The sequence below is a fragment of the Velazquezella soli genome, from assembly GCF_977018685.1.
The window spans coordinates 217494-237154 of record NZ_CDRNXF010000005.1 but is presented as its reverse complement, the minus strand read 5'-3'; the positions used below and the strand labels follow the sequence as shown (position 1 = coordinate 237154).

The following is a 19661-nucleotide window of genomic DNA, read 5'->3' as shown; positions in this document are numbered from 1 at the left end:
GGTCACTATTGGACAAGGAATGAACTGGTGAACGAGCGACAGGTCCTTGATGCGTTTGGCGCATTGTCACAGCAGACCCGACTGCAGGTCATTCGCAAGCTCGTCGTCGCCGGCCCCGGCGGACTGGCGGCGGGTATGATTGCCGAAGCTGTGAACGTGTCGCCTTCCAACATTTCCTTTCATCTCAAAGAACTGGAACATGCGGGCCTGATCAGCGCTCAGCGGGAGTCACGCTCCATCGTCTACAGCGCGAATTTCGAGACCCTCAACGGCCTCGCACATTTCCTGATGGAGAACTGTTGTTCGGGCCAATCCGACGCCGGTTGCGGGCCTACAGAACTCGCCGGGTCTGGGTCATAGGAGCCCCAAATGCGAACGTTTCAATCTCATCCGATGGAGTATCCAAATGGCTGATCTGCCAGCCGCCTCGCTTGATCTCATTTCCCAGCCCGACCTTGAGGCACTTCGACCACCCTATTCGCAGCACAAGCCGCGGATCCTGATCCTCTATGGATCGCTGCGGAAGATTTCGTTCAGCCGTCTTTTGGCGGAAGAGGCAGCACGGCTCCTCGAGCACCTTGGATGCGAGGTGAAGATCTTCAATCCCGAAGGTCTGCCCCTTCCAGATGGCGCACCGGATACGGATCCGAAGGTTCAGGAATTGCGCGCGCTTTCTCTCTGGTCGGAAGGCCATGTCTGGGTCAGCCCCGAGCGGCACGGTGCGATGACCGGCATTATCAAAGCGCAGATCGACTGGATCCCCCTCACGACCGGTTCGGTGCGACCGACGCAGGGCAAGACGCTTGCCGTCATGCAGGTCTCCGGTGGCTCGCAATCCTTCAACGCGGTCAATCAGTTGCGCATTCTCGGTCGCTGGATGCGGATGATCACCATTCCGAACCAGTCGTCGGTTGCCAAGGCATGGCAGCAGTTCGACACGGATGGCCGCATGAAACCCTCGGCCTACTACGATCGCGTCGTCGATGTCTGCGAGGAACTGGTCAAATTCACACTGCTGACCCGCGATGCGTCCGACTACCTGACAGACCGCTATAGCGAGAGGAAGGAAGAGGCCGCAAAGCTCGAACAGCCGTGGATCTGAAGTCGATATGAGCGAGCGGCCGCCGATCGGCACTATCCTTGCCCTGGGCCTCACCCAGATCATCGGCTATGGAACTCTCTATTACAGCTCAGCATTCTTGCACCCGATATGGCGCGAGACCTGAACTGGTCGACGGAGTGGATATTTGCCGCACTTTCGGCGGCACTTCTTCTGGGCGGCTTGACCGCTCCCTGGCTCGGCCGGGCCATTGATCATTTTGGCGCAGGACGGGTGATGACGGCCGGATCCGCGATTGCCGCGGCAGCGCTGGTCGCTTGTGCCTATGCGCCGGGCAAGAGCGGCTTCGTCGCTGCTTTGATCGTGATCGAGATCGCCGCCAATCTCGTACAATATGGCGCGGCCTTTGCGCTGCTGGTGCAGGCAAGCCCCCGCACCGCCCAGCGCAGCATCACCTATCTGACCCTCATCGCCGGCTTCGCCTCGACGATCTTCTGGCCCATCACAACGGCTCTGCACGCCCATCTGTCCTGGCAGAATGTCTACCTGGTGTTTGCCGGGCTCAATCTGCTCGTCTGCCTGCCTCTGCACGCCTGGCTGTCCTACGGCCTTGCCCAGGGGAAGTCGCAGAAACAGAACGGCACGGCGCAAGTCGTCGAAGGGTGCCTCAGCCCGGACGTCCGGCAGTTCGGGTTCAAGCTGATGGTGGTGGGGTTCTCTTTGCAATCTCTCGTCAGTGCGGCGATCCTGGTGCATATGGTGCCGCTGCTGTCGGGTCTTGGCCTTGGGGCCACGGCCGCCATTGTCGGCACGCTGTTTGGTCCGTCACAAGTGCTGAGCCGGTTTGCTAATATGGTGCTCGGCGGCAATCTGCCGCCGCTGGCTTTGGCAACGATTGCCGCCACGTTGATCCCCGGGGGTGTATTGATCCTCACCCTCACCGCTCCGTCGGTGACAGGCGCCATGGCGTTTGCCGTTGTCTTCGGTTTGGGCCACGGTCTTTTCAGCATCGTCACCGGCACCCTGCCGCTGATGCTGTTTGGCAGCGCTGGCTACGGCAGGCTGCAGGGCAAGGTCATGGCCGCACGATTGATCCTGTCCGCGACCGCACCGTTTGCGCTGGCGTTTGCCATGGCCCATATCGGTACGCTGTGGTCACTGACCATCACAACAGCGCTCGGGGCCTGTGCGATTGTCGCCTTCGTCGGGATTGCGCGACTGGAGCGCCGTCAAAAGTCTGGCGATCATCTCGCGAGCCGTCCGGCCTGAACCAGTACGCCGGGTCCGTGCGTCCTTCGGTGCCCGCTAGGAGCGCTACACGGCCGGGCTTCCTGCCGATTTGGCAAAATATCTGCGGCCCATCCACAGTGCCATCTGTACCAAAAGGATCAGCACAGGCACCTCGACGAGCGGGCCGATGACGGCCGCAAATGCGACCGGGGACGCTAGGCCGAACGCGGCAATGGCAACCGCGATGGCCAGCTCGAAGTTGTTGCCGGCCGCAGTAAAGGCAACCGCTGTCGTGCGCGGATAATCTGTCCCCACCGACCTCGCCATCCAAAAACTGACAAGAAACATGATGAGAAAGTAGATCGTCAGCGGAATGGCGATCATCACCACATCGCCCGGCAGGCGGACCACGTCTCCGCCCTTCAGGCTGAACATGGCGACGATCGTGAACAGAAGGGCGGCCAGCGTCATCGGGCTGATCTTCGGCAGGAAAACGTTTTCGTACCAGTCCCTGCCCTTGCTCAGGGTCAGCAAGCGGCGCGACAGATATCCCGCAAGGAACGGAATACCGAGATAGATCAACACCGCTTCCGCAATCGTCCAGAACGAGACGTCAATCACACTGCCTTCAAGACCAAACAGCGGAGGCAGGACGGACAGGAAAAACCACGCATAGACGCTGAAAAACAGGATCTGGAAAATCGAATTGAAGGCAACGAGACCCGCGACATACTGGTTGTCGCCCCTGGCAAGCTGGTTCCAGACGAGAACCATTGCAATGCAGCGGGCAAGACCGATCAGGATGAGGCCGGTCATGTATTCCGGATAGTCCCGCAGGAAGATCACCGCCAGCGCGAACATCAGCACCGGACCGATAATCCAGTTCTGCAGGAGAGAAATCGCCAGAACCCGCTTGTCGGCAAACACCTGAGGGAGTTCCTCAAAGCGCACTTTCGCCAGAGGCGGATACATCATCAGGATGAGGCCGATGGCAATCGGAATATTGGTGGTGCCGATGGACAGGCTGTCGAGCGCTACGGGCAGACCGGTAAACACAGTTCCGAGCAGCACACCCAGTGCCATTGCGGCAAAAATCCAGACGGTCAGATAGCGGTCGAGGAACGACAGACGCAGTGTTGGTTCTTCGGGACGCATGGCGGCCTCCTTGGCAAAATCGTCGCACGGGTTCGGCTTGAATGGCTTGCGTCAGACGACGCGACGACCGGTCTGGTCGACGACGACTTCGCCATCTTCCTTGGCAAACGCAGCCTGCTGGCCAGCTGGAAGAATATCTAACACCGCTTCCGATGGTCGGCACAGCCTGACACCGGCAGGCGTGACGACGATCGGGCGGTTGATCAGGATGGGATGGTCCATCATGGCATCGACCAGTTGCTCATCGGACAAGGAAGGGTCGCCCAAACCGAGTTCGGAAAACGGCGTTCCCTTTTCGCGAAGAAGATCGCGCGCGGAAATTCCCATCCGGTCGATCAACTGCTTAAGCAGCGCGCGCGCTGGCGGGGTTTTGAGATACTCAACCACATGGGGTTCGATGCCGGCGTTGCGGATCATCGCAAGCGTGTTGCGCGAGGTCCCGCAGTCCGGGTTGTGGTAGATGACGATATCGATGGGGTTAGTCATGCAACGTCAGGCCTTTTGTTTGTCGATCCTTCGAGCTGACCGATTTCCTGAAGCTTGGCGGTCAAGCTTATCCTTTCGAGGCTTTCCAAAGGCAGCGCGGCGAAAGCTGCAATACGAAACTTCATGTGGCGAAGCGCTGTGGTGAAGGCGATGCGCTTTTCCGCGTCGGTACCCTCCACTGCAACAGGATCGTCGATACCCCAATGGGCGGTCATTGGTTTTCCCGGCCAGACCGGGCAGGATTCGCCAGCAGCGTTGTCGCAGACCGTAAAGATAAAATCGAATTGCGGAGCCTCGGCACCCGCAAACTCGTCCCAACTTTTTGACCGAAGTCCCTCCGTGGGAAACTTGTGGCCAACAAGCACATCGAGCGCCATTGGGTTGACGTTGCCTTTAGGCTGGCTTCCCGCCGAGTAAGCATTGAATTTCCCAGCGCCAATTTTTCGCAGAACACTTTCCGCGAGGATCGATCTCGCAGAGTTGCCGGTGCACAGAAACAGGACGTTGAATGTCTTGTCGGTCATGAGAGCGCCTTTTCCGGAGGGCAGCACGGGGTGAGTTCCGCAATCAGCGGCGCGCAGAGCTCTGCGTTTCCGCCACAGCAGTCCTTGAGAAGAAAGAGCACCAGTTCCCGTAACGTCTCCGTCTCCACACGGTAGGTAACGACGCGGCTTTGGCGCTGCGAAGAAACAAGACCCGCGCGTGACAAGATATTGAGATGCGCAGACATCGTGTTTTGCGGCACCGCGAGCGCGCGCGCTATGTCACCTGCGGGCAGTCCATCCGGTTCATGCCTGACAAGCAGGCGAAAAGCTTCGAGCCGGGTTGGCTGAGCAAGCGCCGCAAGGGCGAGAATAGCGACTTCTGATTCCATATATCCAGAATACTGGATTTATGGAATCAGTCAAGATGCGTGTTCCGGGTCGTCTTCTTACGCTTCGACGGCAGGTACTCGTGTTCAGAACCATGAGGTCAGTGCGATTTCCGCCGGCCAGCGCTTGCGTAGATCAGCGCTGCCACCACAACCAGCAATCCCTGGAAGAGATACTGGTAGGTCTGGGTCAGCCCCAGGAATGTCACCGCGTTCAGCACTTCGGTCAGAAGCACGGCTCCGAGAAGGGTTCCGATGAAGGTTCCCCGCCCGCCCGAAAGGCTCGTTCCGCCCAGAACGACTGCGGTGATGCTGGCCAGCGTGTAGTTCACGCCCTGGCGCGGGTCACCGACACCGATCTGCGTCATCAGCATGATGGCACCGACAGCGGTCAGCAGCGAACAGGCGATATAGCCGCCGATGAAGGTGAGTTCGACAGGAATGCCGGCCCGGCGCGCAGATTGTTCATCGGATCCGACCGCCCGCAGACGCCATCCGGCCCGGGTCCGGCGCAGCAAGAATTCGGCGCCGACCGCTGCAACAACCAGTACCAGAAAGGCGACCGGGAAAGGACCCAATTGCCAGTTGACCCAGTCGGTGACCGTCGCGCTGATATAGCCATCCGGATTGTCACGCAGCAGGAAGCTGCAGCCCTGGATCGCGATATACATGGCGAGCGTCGCGGCAATCGGGGTGAAATTCGCAAATCGGATCAGCACACCGTTGATAGCCCCGGTCACAAAGGCGCCGGCAAACATCAGGAGGAAGCCGACCGCCATCATCGCAGTGGAATTGTCGTCGGTAATGAAGAATGACGCGACCACGACCAGAAATCCGGCGAGAGGACCGACCGAAAGATCGATCCCGCCCATCAGCAGCGCCACTGTCTGGCCCATGGCAATAAAGCCGAGCGCGGTCGCCAGAAGCAAGATGTTGTAGATGTTGTAGACGGAGAAGAAGTTCTCGTTCTGGCCATAGACATAGAGCCCAAGGAGCACGGTCACGATGGCAAGCGGGACCGCCGGAGCATTGTCCGACCGCAGCAGGTCGCGCCATCGGCTGCCGGTACTCGGCTGTGCCACCGTCGAACTGCTGTCGCCATGCGTCTCCGCTCCAACGGCCGCAGCGACTATGCGTTCTTCGGTGACGTCGTCACCTTCGAGGATCTCGACCACATGCCCGCGCGACAGCACGACGACCTTGTCGCACAGCCCTTCGAGCTCCACGGCATCGGAGGAGTTCACCACAACCGGCGTCCCCGCCTCCGAGACTTCGCGCAGAATTCGGTAGATTTCAAACCGGGCTCCGACATCCACACCTTGCGTCGGTTCGTCGGCAATGATCAGCCCCGGCTCGGACAAAAGTGCGCGGGCCATGACCACTTTTTGCTGGTTGCCGCCCGACAGCGCAAAAATCGGCGCTTCGATCCCCGGCGTCTTGACCGCCAGCTCACTGAAGATCGCACCGACCTGCGCCAGTTCCTTCTTGCGGCTCATCACGCCACCGACCGCGAACTTCTCAAGCGCGGAATAAGTTGCGTTTTCCCGAACGGTCAAACTGCCGGCGACACCTTCGACGTGGCGATCCGACGGCATGAAGGCCGCCTCATGGAGGAGTTCCGGTTGGGCGAGTGCGCGCCCGCGTAAGACGATCTGCCCCTCGGCAGGCCTCAGCCCTGCAAGAACCCGCATCAGTTCCGGCTGACCGTTGCCGGCGACACCGGCGATCCCAACGATCTGCCCGCGCGGCACGTCGAAGCTGATGTTCTTCAGGTCCCTGTTGGTGATGCCCACCACGGACAGACCGGTCTCCGTATCGGCCGATGACGCTTTCGGCGGGAATGCCGATTCCAGAGTACGCCCGACGATCAACCCGACCAGGTCGGAATCGCTGATCTCGCCGATGACGGCGGAGCCGCGCACGCGACCATCCCGAAGCACGGTGACCCGATCGGCGATCTGGCGAAGTTCGGCTAGTCGATGGGTGATGTAGATGACGGATGTGCCAGCGGCCGCCACCTCGCGGATGCGGGCAAACAGCATGTCGGTCGAATCCTGGTCGAGCGAGGCGGTGGGTTCGTCCAGGATCAGCACCTTCGGCTCGAGCGCCAGCGCCTTGGCGATCTCAAGCAAATGCTTCTGCGCAACCGTCAGACCGTCGGCGCGCATGCCAAGAGGGAGATGCAGGCCGACCTTGGCAAGCACGCGCCGGCCCACATCGTCGGGCTTTGCGCCCGCAAACAACGAGGCTGGCAAGGCCACGCGCAGGTTTTCCAGGATCGACAGATCGTCCAGAATGGCAGGATGCTGGAAGCAGATGCCAATCCCGTGGGACTTGGCGATTTCCGGGGTCATTTGCTGTACGGCGCGGCCTTCGAAGTGAATCTCTCCCTCGGTCGGCTGCAGCGTTCCGGAAATGATGTTCATCAGGGTCGATTTGCCGGCGCCGTTCTCGCCGAGAAGGGCATGCACTTCGCCGGCGCGGAATTCCACACTGACATCGGCCAGTGCCGCGACAACCGAGAAATATTTCGAGATGCCCGAAAGGCGGATCACCACATCCCGAGCGTCCAGCGCCACGTCTTGACTGTTTCTTGCCAACATTATTTGCAATCCGTCCTGGTGACAGAGCCCCGGAAGGTAAACCCTCCGGGGTCAGCGATGCCTAAGTTTCAGTTACTGGCCGACGGCCTTTGCCTGGTCTTCCGGCTTCAGCGCCGAGGACATATAGATGGCGCCCGGCAGATCCTTGCGGCACTGAACGGCATTGGGCTTGCCCGATACGGAATCCTCGTAGGCAGGCGCCTCGAAGATCTGCTCCTTCGGCTTTTCGCCGCCGGTTGCAAGCGCGACGGCCCACTGCACGGCCAGCCGGACATTGTCGTTACCGGTGGCGACGGTGAACAGCTTGAAGTCCGGGTTGCTGGCATGATTGTCCTGCCAGAAGCAGCCGAGCGAGTTGCCGTCCGACGTGGCAAGCGCCGGGATGGACTTGCCCTGCTTGGTGAAGGCCGGCAGAGCACCGACCAGCGACGGGCCGAAATCGGACACGATGACGTCGATCTTGGCGTTCTTGGCGATTTCGGCGGTCAGCACCTTTTGCGTCAGCGCCGGATCCCAGTTGGTGACGGCAAAGGGCGCCTGATTGACGAAGACATACTCAGGCCCGAGCACGCTCTTCAGGCCTTTCAGCTCATCCAGGCCCTGGCTGTTGCCGGCAGGTCCGCTGAGGAACAGGACATTGCCACCCTTGGGAAGCACACCCTTGATCCACTTGCCCCAAGTGACGCCGTCGTTTTCGAAGGACGAGCCGATGAACTTCGAATAATTCATGCCTTCCTTGCCGCCAACAGCGACGCGGTAGGGCACAATGATCTTTCCGGCCTTGAAGACGCTGGTGATGGCCGGCAGCATGGCCGGGCCGGCGTCGCCAAAGACGACCAGCGCATCGACGCCCTTGGCGGCCATACCCTTGATGTCGGAGATTGCCTTCTGGGTGTCGCCCTGGCCGTCGGCATACTCATACTTGGTGATACTGGGGCACAGTTCGACGGTCTGCTTGCCGGATGCCGTCGTCACCTGACGCCAGCTGTTGCCGCCGTAGCCGTCGAGAAGGGCGAGCGTCGCCTTCTTGGGCCCGCACCAGGACGGTGTCTCCGCCTTTGCCAGACCCGCACCTCCCAGTGCGATGACCGCAGTCGCAACCGAGACTGCCAGGCCCTTCTTCAAATTTGCGTAGTTCATGTCTGCTCCTCCACTTGTTATTGTTAGGTTGTTTTTCTGACTTTCCCGCTCCACCGGAGCGAGTAGACGCCGATGCCGAAACCGAGGGCCAGGGCCTGGATGATGGTTTGCGCCGAATAGGGCACACCGACCGACAGCGCGAACTGGCTCAGCTGGTTGAGGAAGAAGGCCGCCAGCACCGTCGAGATGGGAAAACCGCGCCCGCCGAGCAGCGACGTGCCTCCCAGCACGACGACGGCAACCGACGGCAGCAGCAAGCTATCGCCTTGGAAGGCCGTGGGTTCGCGGGTGATGCCGGCAATCAGGACGCCGGCCAGGCAATAGAACAGCTGGGCATAGACATAGGCCATCATCTGATAGGAGCGCACGCGCAGGCCTGCGGCCTCTCCGGCAGCAGGGCTTGCGCCGATCGCCTCGAACCGGCGGCCGCCCACGGTCTTTTTCAGCATGAAGGAGACCAGCGCGGTGGCGCCTAACGCGAAGTAGACGGCATTGGGCAGGCCGAAGGTTTCACCGCCGGCAATATTGGCGAGCAGGCCCGTCGTAACAGACGGCACCCCGCCCGACATGGCAAAGACGGTCGCATATAAAAGTGCGTTGGTGCCGATCGTCGCGATGATCGAGTTCAAACGGAAGATGCTGACCAGGATGCCATTGAGAAAGCCGATCGACAGGTTAAAGACCAGCGCCAGCAGCACCGCCTGATACAGCAATCCGTCATTTTGCTGCGGGTAATGGGTCGAGACCACGACGGCGAGAGAGACGGCACCGGGAAGCGAAAGGTCGAAACCACCCTGCTGAACCACCATCAACTGGCCAAGGCCGACAATGGCAATGATCGCCGCAAACGGAAGACTGCCTGACAGGGCACCCCAGGATACGCTTGAGGGCGCAAAGACCAGGCAGGCGACCAGAAGAATAATTGTCGAGAAGATCACGGTTACGAAACTGCGCGTCAGCTGCATCCGGCCTGGGGCATAGCTGTCCGCCCGTGTGGGGATTGTTGAGACTGCACTCACCGGTCGGCTCCTTTTGATGATCGCACCTCACCCGAGGCGATGGCCGGGCGGCGCAAGCCGATCTCTTCGGCGGCGTTGGACGCCGCCTTGAAGTCTGCAAAGAGACACGTCGGTTTGTCAGCAAAATCAGGCATCGCGTCCTCCTCCCAGAGCCGGTTATGGTTCATACCTGGAGGAAGCAATCTGCTGGACAGATCCTTGGCATCGTCGGCCTCAGCCTCAAGCTTCGGCAAGCCTGTAGCTGGCTCCGAACCGCTGCGCGGTCAGAACTTCACAAGGCACGATGATTTGCGGATTGCCCAAATTCTTGCTCCTCCAAGAATTTGTCACTCTGACCGGTCAGCATCTCTTGCTAGAACAAGTACGCAATCCGGCGCTTCAAATACGTCAGGAAATTCTCTCCTCCGAACTCCTTCCGATCAACTGTATGTATTTTGAAGACTACGAAAACCATGAAAATATCCGCTTTGGATAAGTGTATTCGAGACGGGAAACATATCAGTGCACCTTCAGCCCGCCGGGATGCTGGCCGCATAGGTTTCGATCAGCAAAGCGGCGTTTTCTGGTTTCGCCTCAAGCGTGTTCGCCTCGATCTCATAGGCGAGGTCTACGACCCGCTGATTGATCGGGGCCGTCCGACCATGCGCTTTCAGCGTGTCGATGACCCAGCCGTTGACCTCCTGGATCTCGGCCCGCCGGCCCTTCCGCCAGTCCTGCAGCGAGGTCGTGAGCGTATCGGCTTGCGAGAAGACGGTGAGCACCTCCTCGAAGATCTGGTCGACGTAGCGCTCCGGATGGTTTGTGGTGACCGGTGGCATGCCGATGATCGGGACGATCTTTGCGCCATCGGCAATCGCCGCCTGCATGGCCTCATAGCCGGCCGCCCGCATCACCTCTAGCATTCCCGTGCTGCGGGCTGCATCGCCGAGCGGCAGGTTGACGATGGCAGACGGAATAAGTTCGGCGGCGTTGACGACGAGCTTCATCCATTTGGCGGAGCGGATATCATCCGTCACCTCGACGGTCCCTGTGCAGCGCAGAAGTTCGGCGACCGACTCCACCCTCTCCTGGGTCTGGGGATCGAGGGCGCCGAGCGCAAACCAGGATGTGTCGTGATCGTTCTGCCGGTTGGTGACGCCGGGTACGAACATGTTGGAAGCGATCTCTATGACGGCGCCGATAGTCCGCTCCCGCCCGACGATGGCCGCGATGTCCTCGTGCGTCATGCCGTTCTGGAGGCCGATGACCAAGCCGTCCGTGGCCAGCACCGGCTCGATCAGTTGGGTCGCCCATTTCGTGTCGTAGGCTTTGACCACCAGGAAGACGAGATCGAACGGCTCCTTGATCTCCGCGACTTCGCAGAGATGCAAGGCCTTGACCCTGGCGTTGATCGTCCGGGTCGGTAGATTGACGGTGATCCCATTTTCCCGGATCGCGTTCACATGGTCGGGCCATTGCTCGATGAAGGTCACGTCATGACCGGCGAGCACGAAGTCCGCTCCGATCGATGCACCCTGTGCGCCGGTTCCGAGAAAAGCAATTTTCGGCGTCTTGCTGAAATGGGAGGTCATGCGATGGTCTCCTAGAAGGGCATGAAGGCGGGGCCGCGCCGCGCTTATCGCGCGGTCAGGCGACACGTGTGGTCAGCAGATATAATCGACCTGATGGCGGGCGATCCGGATGCCCTCGAGCTCTGCCCGCACCTTCGCGTGCGCCGGATGGTCCGCGTAAAGCTTGAGAGCGGCTTCGTCGTCGAACTCGGAGTAGAGAACTACGTCGCAGGCATAGGAAATGCGGCTGATGTCCAACCCCACCTCAATTGTAATCAAACCAGGGATCTGTCCTTTGAGGCCTTCGAATTTGGTCTTGATCAGACGCGCAGAGGCGAGTTTTTCCTCGGGCGTCTCGCCGCGCACGTTCCACATGACGATGTGCCTGATCATGGCTTGTCTTTTCGCTCGGATGAGCCGTCGTCCACGACGTGGGCCGCGCCCAGTTCACGAAGCCAATCCGAAATCACCTGCCAGTATTCACTAAGCCACTTGCTCATCGCTACCCCCTCCCAAGGGCCGTTCATTATAGGACGTTATTCTGGTCGCTGGCCCTCGTAAGCCCCGGCTAGGAGCTGGTGCAAACCATCCTTTTCCAGCACTCGCGGGTTCCAGTAGGCATTGGCCATGGCCTGCTCGACGGCAGGATCGATGCCGTCGTCCGGCATGCCCATAGTTTTAAGAGCCATCGAAGCCCCCAGTCCTTGAGCCAGATCAAACAGCCCCGTTGCCGCATCCTTTGCACCGAGCGCCTGCGCAATACGCGCCATGGCTTCCGGCGCGGCCGGTGCGTTATAAGCGACCGCATGCGGCAGAAGGGCCGTATGCATGGGTGCGTGCGGCAGGTTGAACATGCCGCCGAGCGTGTGGCAAAGCTTGTGGTGCAGCGCCATGCCGACGGATCCAAGGCACACGCCACAGAGCCAGGCCCCATAGAGCGCGTCCGCCCTGGCGTCCGGATCATTCGGTCGACGGGCAATGATGGGAAGCGCGCGGGCAATCGCGGCAATCCCCTGCTCCGCCATCAGCGAAACAATCGGGTTGGCCTCGCGGGCATAAAGCGCTTCCACCGCGTGGGCGATCGCGTTGATGCCGCTCGTGACCGACATGGCAACCGGAAGGGTCAGAGTGAGGTCGACGTCGTAGACGATCACCTCGGGCAGGATGCGCGGATCGGATTTCGTGACCTTTCGTCCGTTCTCGGTCTCACCCAGAATGGGCGTCGCCTCCGAGCCCGCATAGGTCGTTGGCACCACGATCTGCGGCAGGTCGGTGCGAAATGCGATGGCTTTGCCAAGGCCTGTCGTCGAGCCGCCACCGATCGACAGCACGGCATCGGCGGAGAGGCTCTCGACCGTTCGCATCGCATCCTGCGTCACCTCGACGGGCGTGTGCATCTGCGCGTTCGAATACAGCCCGGCAAAGCGCGATCCCAGAACCTCTGCAATCCCTTGCGCCTGGTCTTCCTGTTCGGGCGTTGAAAGCACCAGCACCCGGTCGGCCGACAATCGCTCGGCCTCTTCCGCCAGGCGAGAGATCGTTCCACGCCCGAAAATCACGCGGGCCGGATTTCCATTATAGATGAAATTGTCCAAGCCTGGCTCCTATCTTGACTGGTCAGGTCGCACGAGGGTGAAATCGAACTCCGAACGCCACAGCGTGTCGCCGTCTTCAAGGCGGTCGAACGGTGCGACGAGGGTCGATTTGACGCCAAACACCGCGTCGGATTCGAGATACGCATCACCACCGACAAACGTATGCGTCACCAGCTTCTGATAGCCTTCGGCTCGCACCATGTAGTGCATGTGAGCCGGGCGATATGGGTGCCGTCCCAGATGCGCGAGCATGTCGCCCACAGGACCGTCGTCGGGAATGGGGTAGGACACCGGCTTGATGCCGATGAAGCTGTAATGTCCGTCGGCCCCGGTGACGAATACGCCGCGATTGTTCCATTTCGGCTGAATGTCGGGCTGCTGGACGTCATAGTAGCCGTCGGCATTGTCGGACCACACGTCGATCCGCGCCCCCTCGATCGGCTTGCCCTCGAGATCGAGCACACGGCCGAGGAACAGGCAGCTCTCGCCCTTCCCGTCCAGACAGATCTGCGCGCCCATCTCCCTCACCGGGGCGCCTTCGACATGGAACGGCCCAAACACGGTGTTTTCCGTTGCACCCTCGGGCCGACGGTTGTTAATCGCATCCACCAGCATCGACAGACCGAGCGTATCGGACAAAAGAATGAACTCCTGCCGCTCCTGCGTGCAGATCTGGCCGGTGCGGGTGAGAAACCCGATCGCCGTCTCCCACTCGTCCTGCGTCAGTTGGACCTCCCGGGCGAAGTCATGCAAATGCTTCACAAGGCTCGCCATCACTTGCGAAAGACGCGGATCAACGTCAGCGCCCATGCGCGCATTGACGGTGTCGACCGAGTTCGTCTCCGTAAAGTAACCGATGTCAGCCATGGCCTGTCGATCTCCTTGCTGGTCGCGTGGTCCTGTCATCACGGAATGATCCGGTCGGCGCGCAGGCGATCGAAGGCGTCCGTGAAGGATTCCGTCGTGTCCTGGTAGGCAAGGAAACCGGCCTTGCGGCTGCGGGCCATGTCGTTGAAAGTCTCCACCTGCCGGCCAAGGTCGGCGTCCGTGTGCCAGAAAGAGGCGACGCGCGCGAGCGCATTTTCCTTGAGGCCGTGCTTCTTCACGAGCGCATCCCAGATCGGCGCTGCATCGGCCATCTTCGTCTCGAGCGGCTGCGGAGAGCCCGGATAGTCCGCGGCTTCGATGCCGAAATAGGCGGCGATGCGCGGCCACAGCCACTTCCAGCGAAACACGTCACCATTGACCACATTGAACGCTGTGTCGGCAGCTGCTGGCGTCGTTGCGGCCCAGGCGAGTTGATTGGCAAGGATGCGGGCATCCGTCACGTCGGTTGCCGCCTGCCACTGCTCGGCAGACCCGGGAAAGACGAAGGACATGCCGGTTTCCTTGCAGATAGAGGCATAAACGCCGAGCGTGGCCGCCATGTTCATCGCGTTGCCGACCGCATAGCCGATCAGCGTGTGAGGCCGATGCACCGACCACGTGAACCCTTCCCGCGCTGCTGCCGCAAAGACCTCGTCTTCCTGCACGTAGTAGAAGTTCTGGTTGGGAAGGCGCTCTTGATCCTCGCGGAACGGCGTCTGCGGCGCGACCTTCGCATAGTTCTCGAAGGGGCCAAGGTAGTGCTTCGTGCCGGTAACGAGCGCGACGTGGTTCACACCTCGGCCACGCAGGGCATCGAGAACGTTGCGGACGATCGCACCATTCACCTTGCAGTTCTCGTCTTCCGTCTCCTGCCGCGACCAGGCGGTGATGAACACATGGGTCGGCCGCACGCCATCCAGTGCCGCGGCGACCGAGGCAGCGTCGGTCAGGTCGCAGGATAGGGTCCGGACGGCAGCAATCGGGCTCTGCGACCGGGACAGACCGGAAATCTCCCAGCCGCCTTGGGCCAGCAGGTAGTCGGCAAGATTGCTGCCGGCAATGCCGGTCGCACCGACAATGAGAGCGTGATGTGTCATGTTCTCATCCATTCAAAAGAGTGATCTTGATGCTCTTGGTCGCGTCCTTGCCAAAGGCAAAGGCTTGCACCGCATCGGTCAGAGCATAGTCATGGGTCTGGATCGGCGAGAGGTCGATTCCCGTTCGCTCCAGGAAGCGGATTGCGGCCGGCCAGACGCCGGGGGAGCCGATGCAGCCTCGGACCGTCAGATTCTTCATCTGGATCTGGCCGATGACAACAGGGACTTTGCGGCCAATGTTGATGCCGACCATCGACATGCGCCCGTCTTCTCTTGCGTAGTCGAACGCCGCCGCAAGCGAGGCATCATGTCCGGAGGCTTCGACCACCAGATCAGCGCCATGACCACCGGTCATCTCGCGGATCAGATCTGCGGCGCCGCCATCGGATGGATCGATCGCAGCATCTGCGCCGAGTTTCAGTGCCACATCGCGACGGGTTGCGAGCGGATCGACCACGATGACGCGCGCACCCATGCCAATCGCAGCAGCCGCCGAGACCAAACCGATCGTTCCGCCACCGGAGACGACGACCGTCTCGCTGGCATTGGTGCCGCCGGACCGCAGCACCGCATAGAAGCCGCAGGTAAACGGCTCGATCAGCGCCGCCTTCTTGTCATCAACCGCGTCCGGCAGCTTATGCAGCCATTCCGAATTGACGGCGAAGAACTCCCGGTCGGCGCCGCTTATCGAAAAACCGAAATGATGAAGCCGCTCGGGCGTGCGCACCACGCATTCGCCGACGACACGGTCTCCCGCCTTGAAGCCCGTGACGTTGCGACCGACCTCGACGATCTCGCCGCTCCACTCGTGGCCGGGCGTCACCGGATAGGAGATCGGAATGATGTAGCGACCGGCCAGAAGTTCGTAATCCGAATGACAGATGCCGACGGCACGGGTGCGGACGAGGACCTCGTTGGCAGAGATTTCCGGCATGGCCAGATCGGCAATGACAGGCTTGTCCGGTGCTTCGAATACCAAGGCTTTCATGATGCTCCTCCCAAAGCCAATCTCAAAGTTGCTCGACTGCGCCCGAGCGGGCCGACCGAATGATCGCTTCGAGCAGCGCAATATTGTCGATCATTTCTTCGCCGCTGATCGGATAGGTCTCTCTGCCGCGGACAGCGCGCGCAAAAGCCCGCAGGTTGTCCCGGACCGGCTCGGCCGGTGACACTTCGCGGGTCGTGATCGGCTGGTCCTTCCAGCCCTCGGTGACGATCCACCCATCCGGCGATTCCACATGCGCTTTGTCCCGCACCTCGATCCAGCCGAGCGTGCCGAACACCGCAAAGCGCGAGATGAACGGCGTTGCAAGTGTGGCGGACACATAGGCCGACCCGCCGGACTTGAAGCGGATATGCGCACTCATGGTGTCGCCCTGCGGGATTTCCGACGCGAGGTTTTCGCAGATGACGCGGACATCCTTCGCCGGCCCCATCAGCTTGACGGAGAGGTCCGTCAGATGGATGCCGGTGGCGGTCATGCCGCCCGCCGGCGCCTGTTCGGCATTGAGCCGCCAGTTGGACGGATCGAGCCCCAGGAACTTGTCATGGCTGAAATTGGCTTCGATCTGCAGCAGGCGGCCAAGGCGGCCCGTGGCCGCGGCATCAAGGATCTCGGCAATCGGCGGTTCAAAGCGGCGCTCGTGGCCCATGCCAAGCACCAGACCGGCCTTCTCGCACAGCGCGACAGAGGCTTCGGCGTCCTTCCTGGTCATCGCAAGCGGCTTTTCGCAAAAGACATGCTTGCCGGCGGCAACCGCCTGCGCGATCTGGCTCTGGTGCAGCGAATGTGGCGTTGCCAAAATCACGGCCTCGACCTCGGGATCGGCAAGCGCCTCGCCGAGTTCGGAGGAGAAACGCATGCCCCGTTCCGCGGCAAAGCCCTGCTCTGCCGGGTTGGGGTCGACGCCATGCACGAAGTGCATTTCAGCACCTCCGGCATTGACCAGCGTCGCCATTTTCTTGCCCCACCAGCCAAGGCCGACAATGGCCGCCTGGACGGGTTTTCCCTCGTAGCCGCTCATCGGTTGTCCACCCGCTTGGCAAAGGGATGGATGTTTACCGACGCCCAGACGCCGGCAGCATTGAACGGGTCTGCCTGATTGAAGGCCACCACCTCGTCCTTCGTGTCGGCCTCGAGCAGGAACAGCGAGCCGATCATCGTCTCGTTATCGTCGGCAAGAAGAGGACCGGAGATTACGGTCTTTGTCTTGGCAGATGCCAGATAGGCCTTATGGGCATCGTAATGGGCGAGGCGCTTGTCAACGGCGCCGGGATGATCGAGGCAATGAACGATGTAATGCATGATAACCCTCTTGGATCAGGCTGTTTCAAGTGCTGCAGACCGCCCGCAAATCACCTTTGGTCGGACGGATCTGCGTGGCGGCCGCGCTTGTCACGGTCCGCGGCAAGCGCAGGGTGTCAGCCCTGCATGTTGACCAAAATCTTCATGTGTGACGCATTGGGATCGAGCAGAGCCTCGAAACCCTTCTCGACCACATCCTCCGGCGAGATCTGCGCGGTCACAATCTGCTCAACCGGAAAGATGCCGGCGCCGATCATCTGGGCGATGCGTGGCCAGATCGTCACCGGATAGCACCACGTCGCCTCCACTGTGATATCCTTCAAGGCCCAGAGCATGGCGTCGATCGAGGCAGGTTTGACATGCAGGCCGACCTGGACGACCGTGCCTCGGCGCTTGACGGCCTTGACGCAGAGATTGAGAGAGGCTTCCGCGCCGACGCATTCGAGCGCCACATCGACGCCGACGCCGTCTTCGGTATGCTGCCGGAAAAGGCTTTCCGTATCCGTTTCGCGCGGGTCGAAGACGATCGCCTCCGGGACCAGCTTCTGAGCCAGCGCGCGGCGGTTTGGATTGAGTTCGGAAACGAAGATCGTCGTCGCACCGGCTGCGCGGGTCGCCAGAAGGACCAGCGCTCCGATCGGCCCGACACCGGACACGAGGACCGTGCTTCCGGCCTCGACACCGCCGCGATCGACGCCATAGAGCGCGACCGCCGCCGGTTCGATCATCGCCGCCTGAACGTCGCTGACGCTGTCAGGGACCGGAAAGACGTTGTAGCTGTTGACGACAGCGCGCTCTCCCATGCCGCCCCAGTCCCAGGACAGGCCGACGCAGGCCATTTTCTCGCTGAGATGATACTGACCGCGGCGCCCGTAGTAGTCGTCGCGTGGGGAGATGAGCGGCTGCACCGACACGCGGGTTCCGGGCGAAACATGCGTGACGTTGCGCCCGACTTCGAGGACGCGCGCCGAGAATTCGTGGCCGAGAATCTGTGGCAGTGTTGCGCCCGAATAGACATGAGGCGTGCTCGGCGTGACGATCGGTCCGGCAATGTATTCATGCAGGTCGGTCCCGCAAATGCCACAGACCAGCGGCTCGATCAGCACCATGTCGTCCCCGAGCGGACCCGAAGGCGCCGGGACATCCTCCACCCGGATGTCTTTCTGTGTGTAGTAGCGAACGGCTTTCATCTGACTGTCCTTCCCGAAATAACTGCATCTGCCTGCGCTGCCAGCCGCGCCCCGCCAATCTCCGATGTCACGAGGCGACATGGCGGCAGTGGCCTCACCAACGCATTGCCGAGGTTTGCTAGCGGCGAATATCCAAATTTCTGAAATGATCGTCTTGCATGGCGGATCCTCCTCCGATCCTCGACATATCCTGCGAAACACACGGCACAGGGGAACGACGCTCGACAGCGCGCACACCATGATCCTTGCTGTCAGCTAAGTTCCTCCCACGGAACGCTGAACGGTCCGACTTCAGGCTAGTAGATAACGGAACCTGTCACAGCCCCCCTTTTGTCCAGAATGGATATTTTGCAGAGAGCATTCGGTAGGCTGTCGCCCTAGTGTTTTGGAGGGAGGAAATGTCTGGTCCGCGCTGATCGATGCGCGCGCTGGGCGTATGGATCCCCAGGCGATGGCCAGATCGGTGGTCCGTCACAGCCTGTTGTCGATTGGGACGGGAGGACGCAATGAACGAAGAAATTTCAGTCGGCTGGGCTGGCATAGGCAAGATGGGCGCTCCAATGAGCCGCCGGGTGCTGGAAGCCGGTTACCGGCTTCACGTCTATGAACCCTTGCCCGAAAATCGGGCGACGATCGTTGCGGAAGGCGCCAATGTCGCCCACACGCTTGAGGATCTGGCCGCAAAATCCGACGTCGTGATCCTGACTATTCCCAACGACGCCGTTTTGCGGGACCTCATCTTCGGCAAGGGCGGCCTTGCGAGCGTCATGACATCAGGCCAGACGCTGGTGGAAATGAGCACTGTGTCGCCCGCGATCTCCGCCGAAGTGAATGAAGCCATGAGCGCATGCGGCGTCCATTACCTGCGCGCACCGGTCTCGGGCAGCACGGCGACCGCGTCTGCGGGAACCCTTTCGGTTATGGCGTCAGGTCCGGAAGACGCCTACAAACGCCTCGATCCTATCTTCGGTTGCTTTGCCTCGCGTCGCTTCTATGTCGGCCAGGCGGAGGAGGCCCGCTATCTGAAGCTCGTCCTCAACGCCCTGGTGGGCGCCACATCGGCTCTGCTGGGCGAAGCGCTGACGCTCGGCCTCAAGGGAAACCTCTCGGTTGAGACCATGCTCAATGTCATTTGCGAAAGTGCAGTCGCGTCGCCTTTGATCGCCTATAAGCGTGACCTTCTGGTCCAGCGCAATTTCGATCCGGCTTTTTCGGTGTCGCAGATGATGAAGGACTTCGACCTGATCCTCGACGCGGCCCGGGCAGACCATATCCCGATGTACATGGCATCGATGATCCGTCAGCAATACGAGACCGCCTTTACGGAAGGGCTGGCTGAAAAGGACTTCTTTGTGCTGTTCGAGCAGTCCGAACGCCGCGCGGGTCTGCTGCCGCCGGCGGAAAAATAATCACCACATTCGCGTCAGCACCTGGAGCGCCTAGCCAAGAGGCGCTGCAATGGCTACGAACATCGTCTAGTGACGCGACGGACG

At 60.8% G+C, this 19661-nt stretch carries 20 protein-coding genes and 1 pseudogene; 4 read left to right on the top strand and 17 right to left on the bottom strand.

Going from position 1 to position 19661, the window contains the following annotated elements:
* The first annotated feature begins 27 nt into the window (after positions 1-27).
* The 3 genes and pseudogenes from AC0JZ8_RS21580 (at position 28) to arsK (ending at position 2329) form a co-directional block, all read left to right on the top strand.
* On the top strand, positions 28-360 hold the full coding sequence (locus AC0JZ8_RS21580; RefSeq protein WP_113165418.1) for an ArsR/SmtB family transcription factor: 333 nt from the start codon (positions 28-30) through the stop codon (positions 358-360).
* Between the two features lie 46 nt (positions 361-406).
* Positions 407-1102, top strand: coding sequence for an arsenical resistance protein ArsH (gene arsH, locus AC0JZ8_RS21575; protein ID WP_471893523.1), 696 nt, complete (start codon positions 407-409; stop codon positions 1100-1102).
* Between the two features lie 7 nt (positions 1103-1109).
* A pseudogene (arsK, locus tag AC0JZ8_RS21570) lies at positions 1110-2329 on the top strand (arsenite efflux MFS transporter ArsK).
* Positions 2330-2374: 45 nt separating this feature from the next.
* Here arsK and arsB read toward each other — a convergent pair.
* The 17 genes from arsB to AC0JZ8_RS21485 form a co-directional block, all read right to left on the bottom strand.
* Positions 2375-3445, bottom strand: a complete 1071-nt coding sequence (arsB, locus tag AC0JZ8_RS21565) for an ACR3 family arsenite efflux transporter (RefSeq protein WP_471893522.1) — start codon at positions 3443-3445, stop codon at positions 2375-2377.
* 51 nt (positions 3446-3496) lie between these two features.
* Positions 3497-3931 (bottom strand): arsenate reductase (glutaredoxin), encoded by a 435-nt coding sequence (gene arsC, locus AC0JZ8_RS21560; protein WP_471893521.1) that lies wholly within the window; start codon positions 3929-3931, stop codon positions 3497-3499.
* A complete protein-coding gene (locus tag AC0JZ8_RS21555) occupies positions 3928-4455 on the bottom strand; it encodes an arsenate reductase ArsC (protein ID WP_471893520.1) in 528 nt (175 codons plus the stop codon). Before AC0JZ8_RS21555 ends, arsC begins: the two co-directional genes overlap by 4 nt.
* The gene (locus tag AC0JZ8_RS21550; protein WP_184655806.1) at positions 4452-4805 is read right to left on the bottom strand and encodes an ArsR/SmtB family transcription factor; all 354 of its coding nucleotides are present in this window, start codon (positions 4803-4805) and stop codon (positions 4452-4454) included. Before AC0JZ8_RS21550 ends, AC0JZ8_RS21555 begins: the two co-directional genes overlap by 4 nt.
* Before the next feature lie 98 nt (positions 4806-4903).
* Entirely contained in the window at positions 4904-7405 is a 2502-nt protein-coding gene (locus AC0JZ8_RS21545) for an ATP-binding cassette domain-containing protein (protein ID WP_471893519.1), read from the bottom strand.
* A gap of 72 nt (positions 7406-7477) precedes the next feature.
* A complete protein-coding gene (locus AC0JZ8_RS21540) occupies positions 7478-8545 on the bottom strand; it encodes a substrate-binding domain-containing protein (RefSeq protein ID WP_062459847.1) in 1068 nt (355 codons plus the stop codon).
* A gap of 23 nt (positions 8546-8568) precedes the next feature.
* Entirely contained in the window at positions 8569-9564 is a 996-nt protein-coding gene (locus tag AC0JZ8_RS21535) for an ABC transporter permease (protein ID WP_471893518.1), read from the bottom strand.
* Positions 9561-9797 (bottom strand): hypothetical protein, encoded by a 237-nt coding sequence (locus AC0JZ8_RS21530; RefSeq protein ID WP_062577932.1) that lies wholly within the window; start codon positions 9795-9797, stop codon positions 9561-9563. The genes AC0JZ8_RS21535 and AC0JZ8_RS21530 overlap by 4 nt, the downstream gene beginning before the upstream one ends.
* A 276-nt stretch (positions 9798-10073) precedes the next feature.
* Positions 10074-11135, bottom strand: a complete 1062-nt coding sequence (locus AC0JZ8_RS21525; RefSeq protein ID WP_430260239.1) for a ketopantoate reductase family protein — start codon at positions 11133-11135, stop codon at positions 10074-10076.
* Between the two features lie 72 nt (positions 11136-11207).
* Entirely contained in the window at positions 11208-11507 is a 300-nt protein-coding gene (locus tag AC0JZ8_RS21520) for a Dabb family protein (RefSeq protein WP_192087365.1), read from the bottom strand.
* A 143-nt stretch (positions 11508-11650) separates the two neighbouring features.
* Positions 11651-12709, bottom strand: coding sequence for a maleylacetate reductase (locus AC0JZ8_RS21515; RefSeq protein ID WP_471893517.1), 1059 nt, complete (start codon positions 12707-12709; stop codon positions 11651-11653).
* A gap of 9 nt (positions 12710-12718) precedes the next feature.
* Positions 12719-13576, bottom strand: a complete 858-nt coding sequence (locus tag AC0JZ8_RS21510; RefSeq protein WP_471893516.1) for an intradiol ring-cleavage dioxygenase — start codon at positions 13574-13576, stop codon at positions 12719-12721.
* A 38-nt stretch (positions 13577-13614) separates the two neighbouring features.
* The gene (locus tag AC0JZ8_RS21505; RefSeq protein ID WP_471893515.1) at positions 13615-14673 is read right to left on the bottom strand and encodes an SDR family oxidoreductase; all 1059 of its coding nucleotides are present in this window, start codon (positions 14671-14673) and stop codon (positions 13615-13617) included.
* Between the two features lie 4 nt (positions 14674-14677).
* Entirely contained in the window at positions 14678-15661 is a 984-nt protein-coding gene (locus tag AC0JZ8_RS21500) for a zinc-dependent alcohol dehydrogenase (protein ID WP_471893514.1), read from the bottom strand.
* Positions 15662-15683: 22 nt separating this feature from the next.
* Positions 15684-16697: a Gfo/Idh/MocA family protein gene (locus AC0JZ8_RS21495; protein ID WP_471893513.1), complete on the bottom strand. Its 1014-nt coding sequence runs from the start codon at positions 16695-16697 to the stop codon at positions 15684-15686.
* Entirely contained in the window at positions 16694-16978 is a 285-nt protein-coding gene (locus AC0JZ8_RS21490) for a YciI family protein (protein ID WP_062459867.1), read from the bottom strand. Before AC0JZ8_RS21490 ends, AC0JZ8_RS21495 begins: the two co-directional genes overlap by 4 nt.
* Positions 16979-17094: 116 nt before the next feature.
* Positions 17095-18168, bottom strand: a complete 1074-nt coding sequence (locus AC0JZ8_RS21485; protein ID WP_062459869.1) for a 2,3-butanediol dehydrogenase — start codon at positions 18166-18168, stop codon at positions 17095-17097.
* A 506-nt stretch (positions 18169-18674) separates the two neighbouring features.
* Between AC0JZ8_RS21485 and AC0JZ8_RS21480 the strand changes: the two genes are divergently transcribed.
* A complete protein-coding gene (locus AC0JZ8_RS21480) occupies positions 18675-19577 on the top strand; it encodes an NAD(P)-dependent oxidoreductase (RefSeq protein WP_062577915.1) in 903 nt (300 codons plus the stop codon).
* Positions 19578-19661: the final 84 nt, after the last annotated feature.

Bases quoted from the DNA above. Each gene is read 5' to 3' on its own strand.
- arsH (WP_471893523.1), top strand. From the start codon at position 407: ATGGCTGATCTGCCAGCCGCCTCGCTTGATCTCATTTCCCAGCCCGAC.
- arsB (WP_471893522.1), bottom strand. From the start codon at position 3,445: ATGCGTCCCGAAGAACCAACACTGCGTCTGTCGTTCCTCGACCGCTAT.
- arsC (WP_471893521.1), bottom strand. From the start codon at position 3,931: ATGACTAACCCCATCGATATCGTCATCTACCACAACCCGGACTGCGGG.
- AC0JZ8_RS21555 (WP_471893520.1), bottom strand. From the start codon at position 4,455: ATGACCGACAAGACATTCAACGTCCTGTTTCTGTGCACCGGCAACTCT.
- AC0JZ8_RS21550 (WP_184655806.1), bottom strand. From the start codon at position 4,805: ATGGAATCAGAAGTCGCTATTCTCGCCCTTGCGGCGCTTGCTCAGCCA.
- AC0JZ8_RS21545 (WP_471893519.1), bottom strand. From the start codon at position 7,405: ATGTTGGCAAGAAACAGTCAAGACGTGGCGCTGGACGCTCGGGATGTG.
- AC0JZ8_RS21540 (WP_062459847.1), bottom strand. From the start codon at position 8,545: ATGAACTACGCAAATTTGAAGAAGGGCCTGGCAGTCTCGGTTGCGACT.
- AC0JZ8_RS21525 (WP_430260239.1), bottom strand. From the start codon at position 11,135: ATGACCTCCCATTTCAGCAAGACGCCGAAAATTGCTTTTCTCGGAACC.
- AC0JZ8_RS21520 (WP_192087365.1), bottom strand. From the start codon at position 11,507: ATGATCAGGCACATCGTCATGTGGAACGTGCGCGGCGAGACGCCCGAG.
- AC0JZ8_RS21510 (WP_471893516.1), bottom strand. From the start codon at position 13,576: ATGGCTGACATCGGTTACTTTACGGAGACGAACTCGGTCGACACCGTC.
- AC0JZ8_RS21505 (WP_471893515.1), bottom strand. From the start codon at position 14,673: ATGACACATCACGCTCTCATTGTCGGTGCGACCGGCATTGCCGGCAGC.
- AC0JZ8_RS21500 (WP_471893514.1), bottom strand. From the start codon at position 15,661: ATGAAAGCCTTGGTATTCGAAGCACCGGACAAGCCTGTCATTGCCGAT.
- AC0JZ8_RS21495 (WP_471893513.1), bottom strand. From the start codon at position 16,697: ATGAGCGGCTACGAGGGAAAACCCGTCCAGGCGGCCATTGTCGGCCTT.
- AC0JZ8_RS21490 (WP_062459867.1), bottom strand. From the start codon at position 16,978: ATGCATTACATCGTTCATTGCCTCGATCATCCCGGCGCCGTTGACAAG.
- AC0JZ8_RS21485 (WP_062459869.1), bottom strand. From the start codon at position 18,168: ATGAAAGCCGTTCGCTACTACACACAGAAAGACATCCGGGTGGAGGAT.
- AC0JZ8_RS21480 (WP_062577915.1), top strand. From the start codon at position 18,675: ATGAACGAAGAAATTTCAGTCGGCTGGGCTGGCATAGGCAAGATGGGC.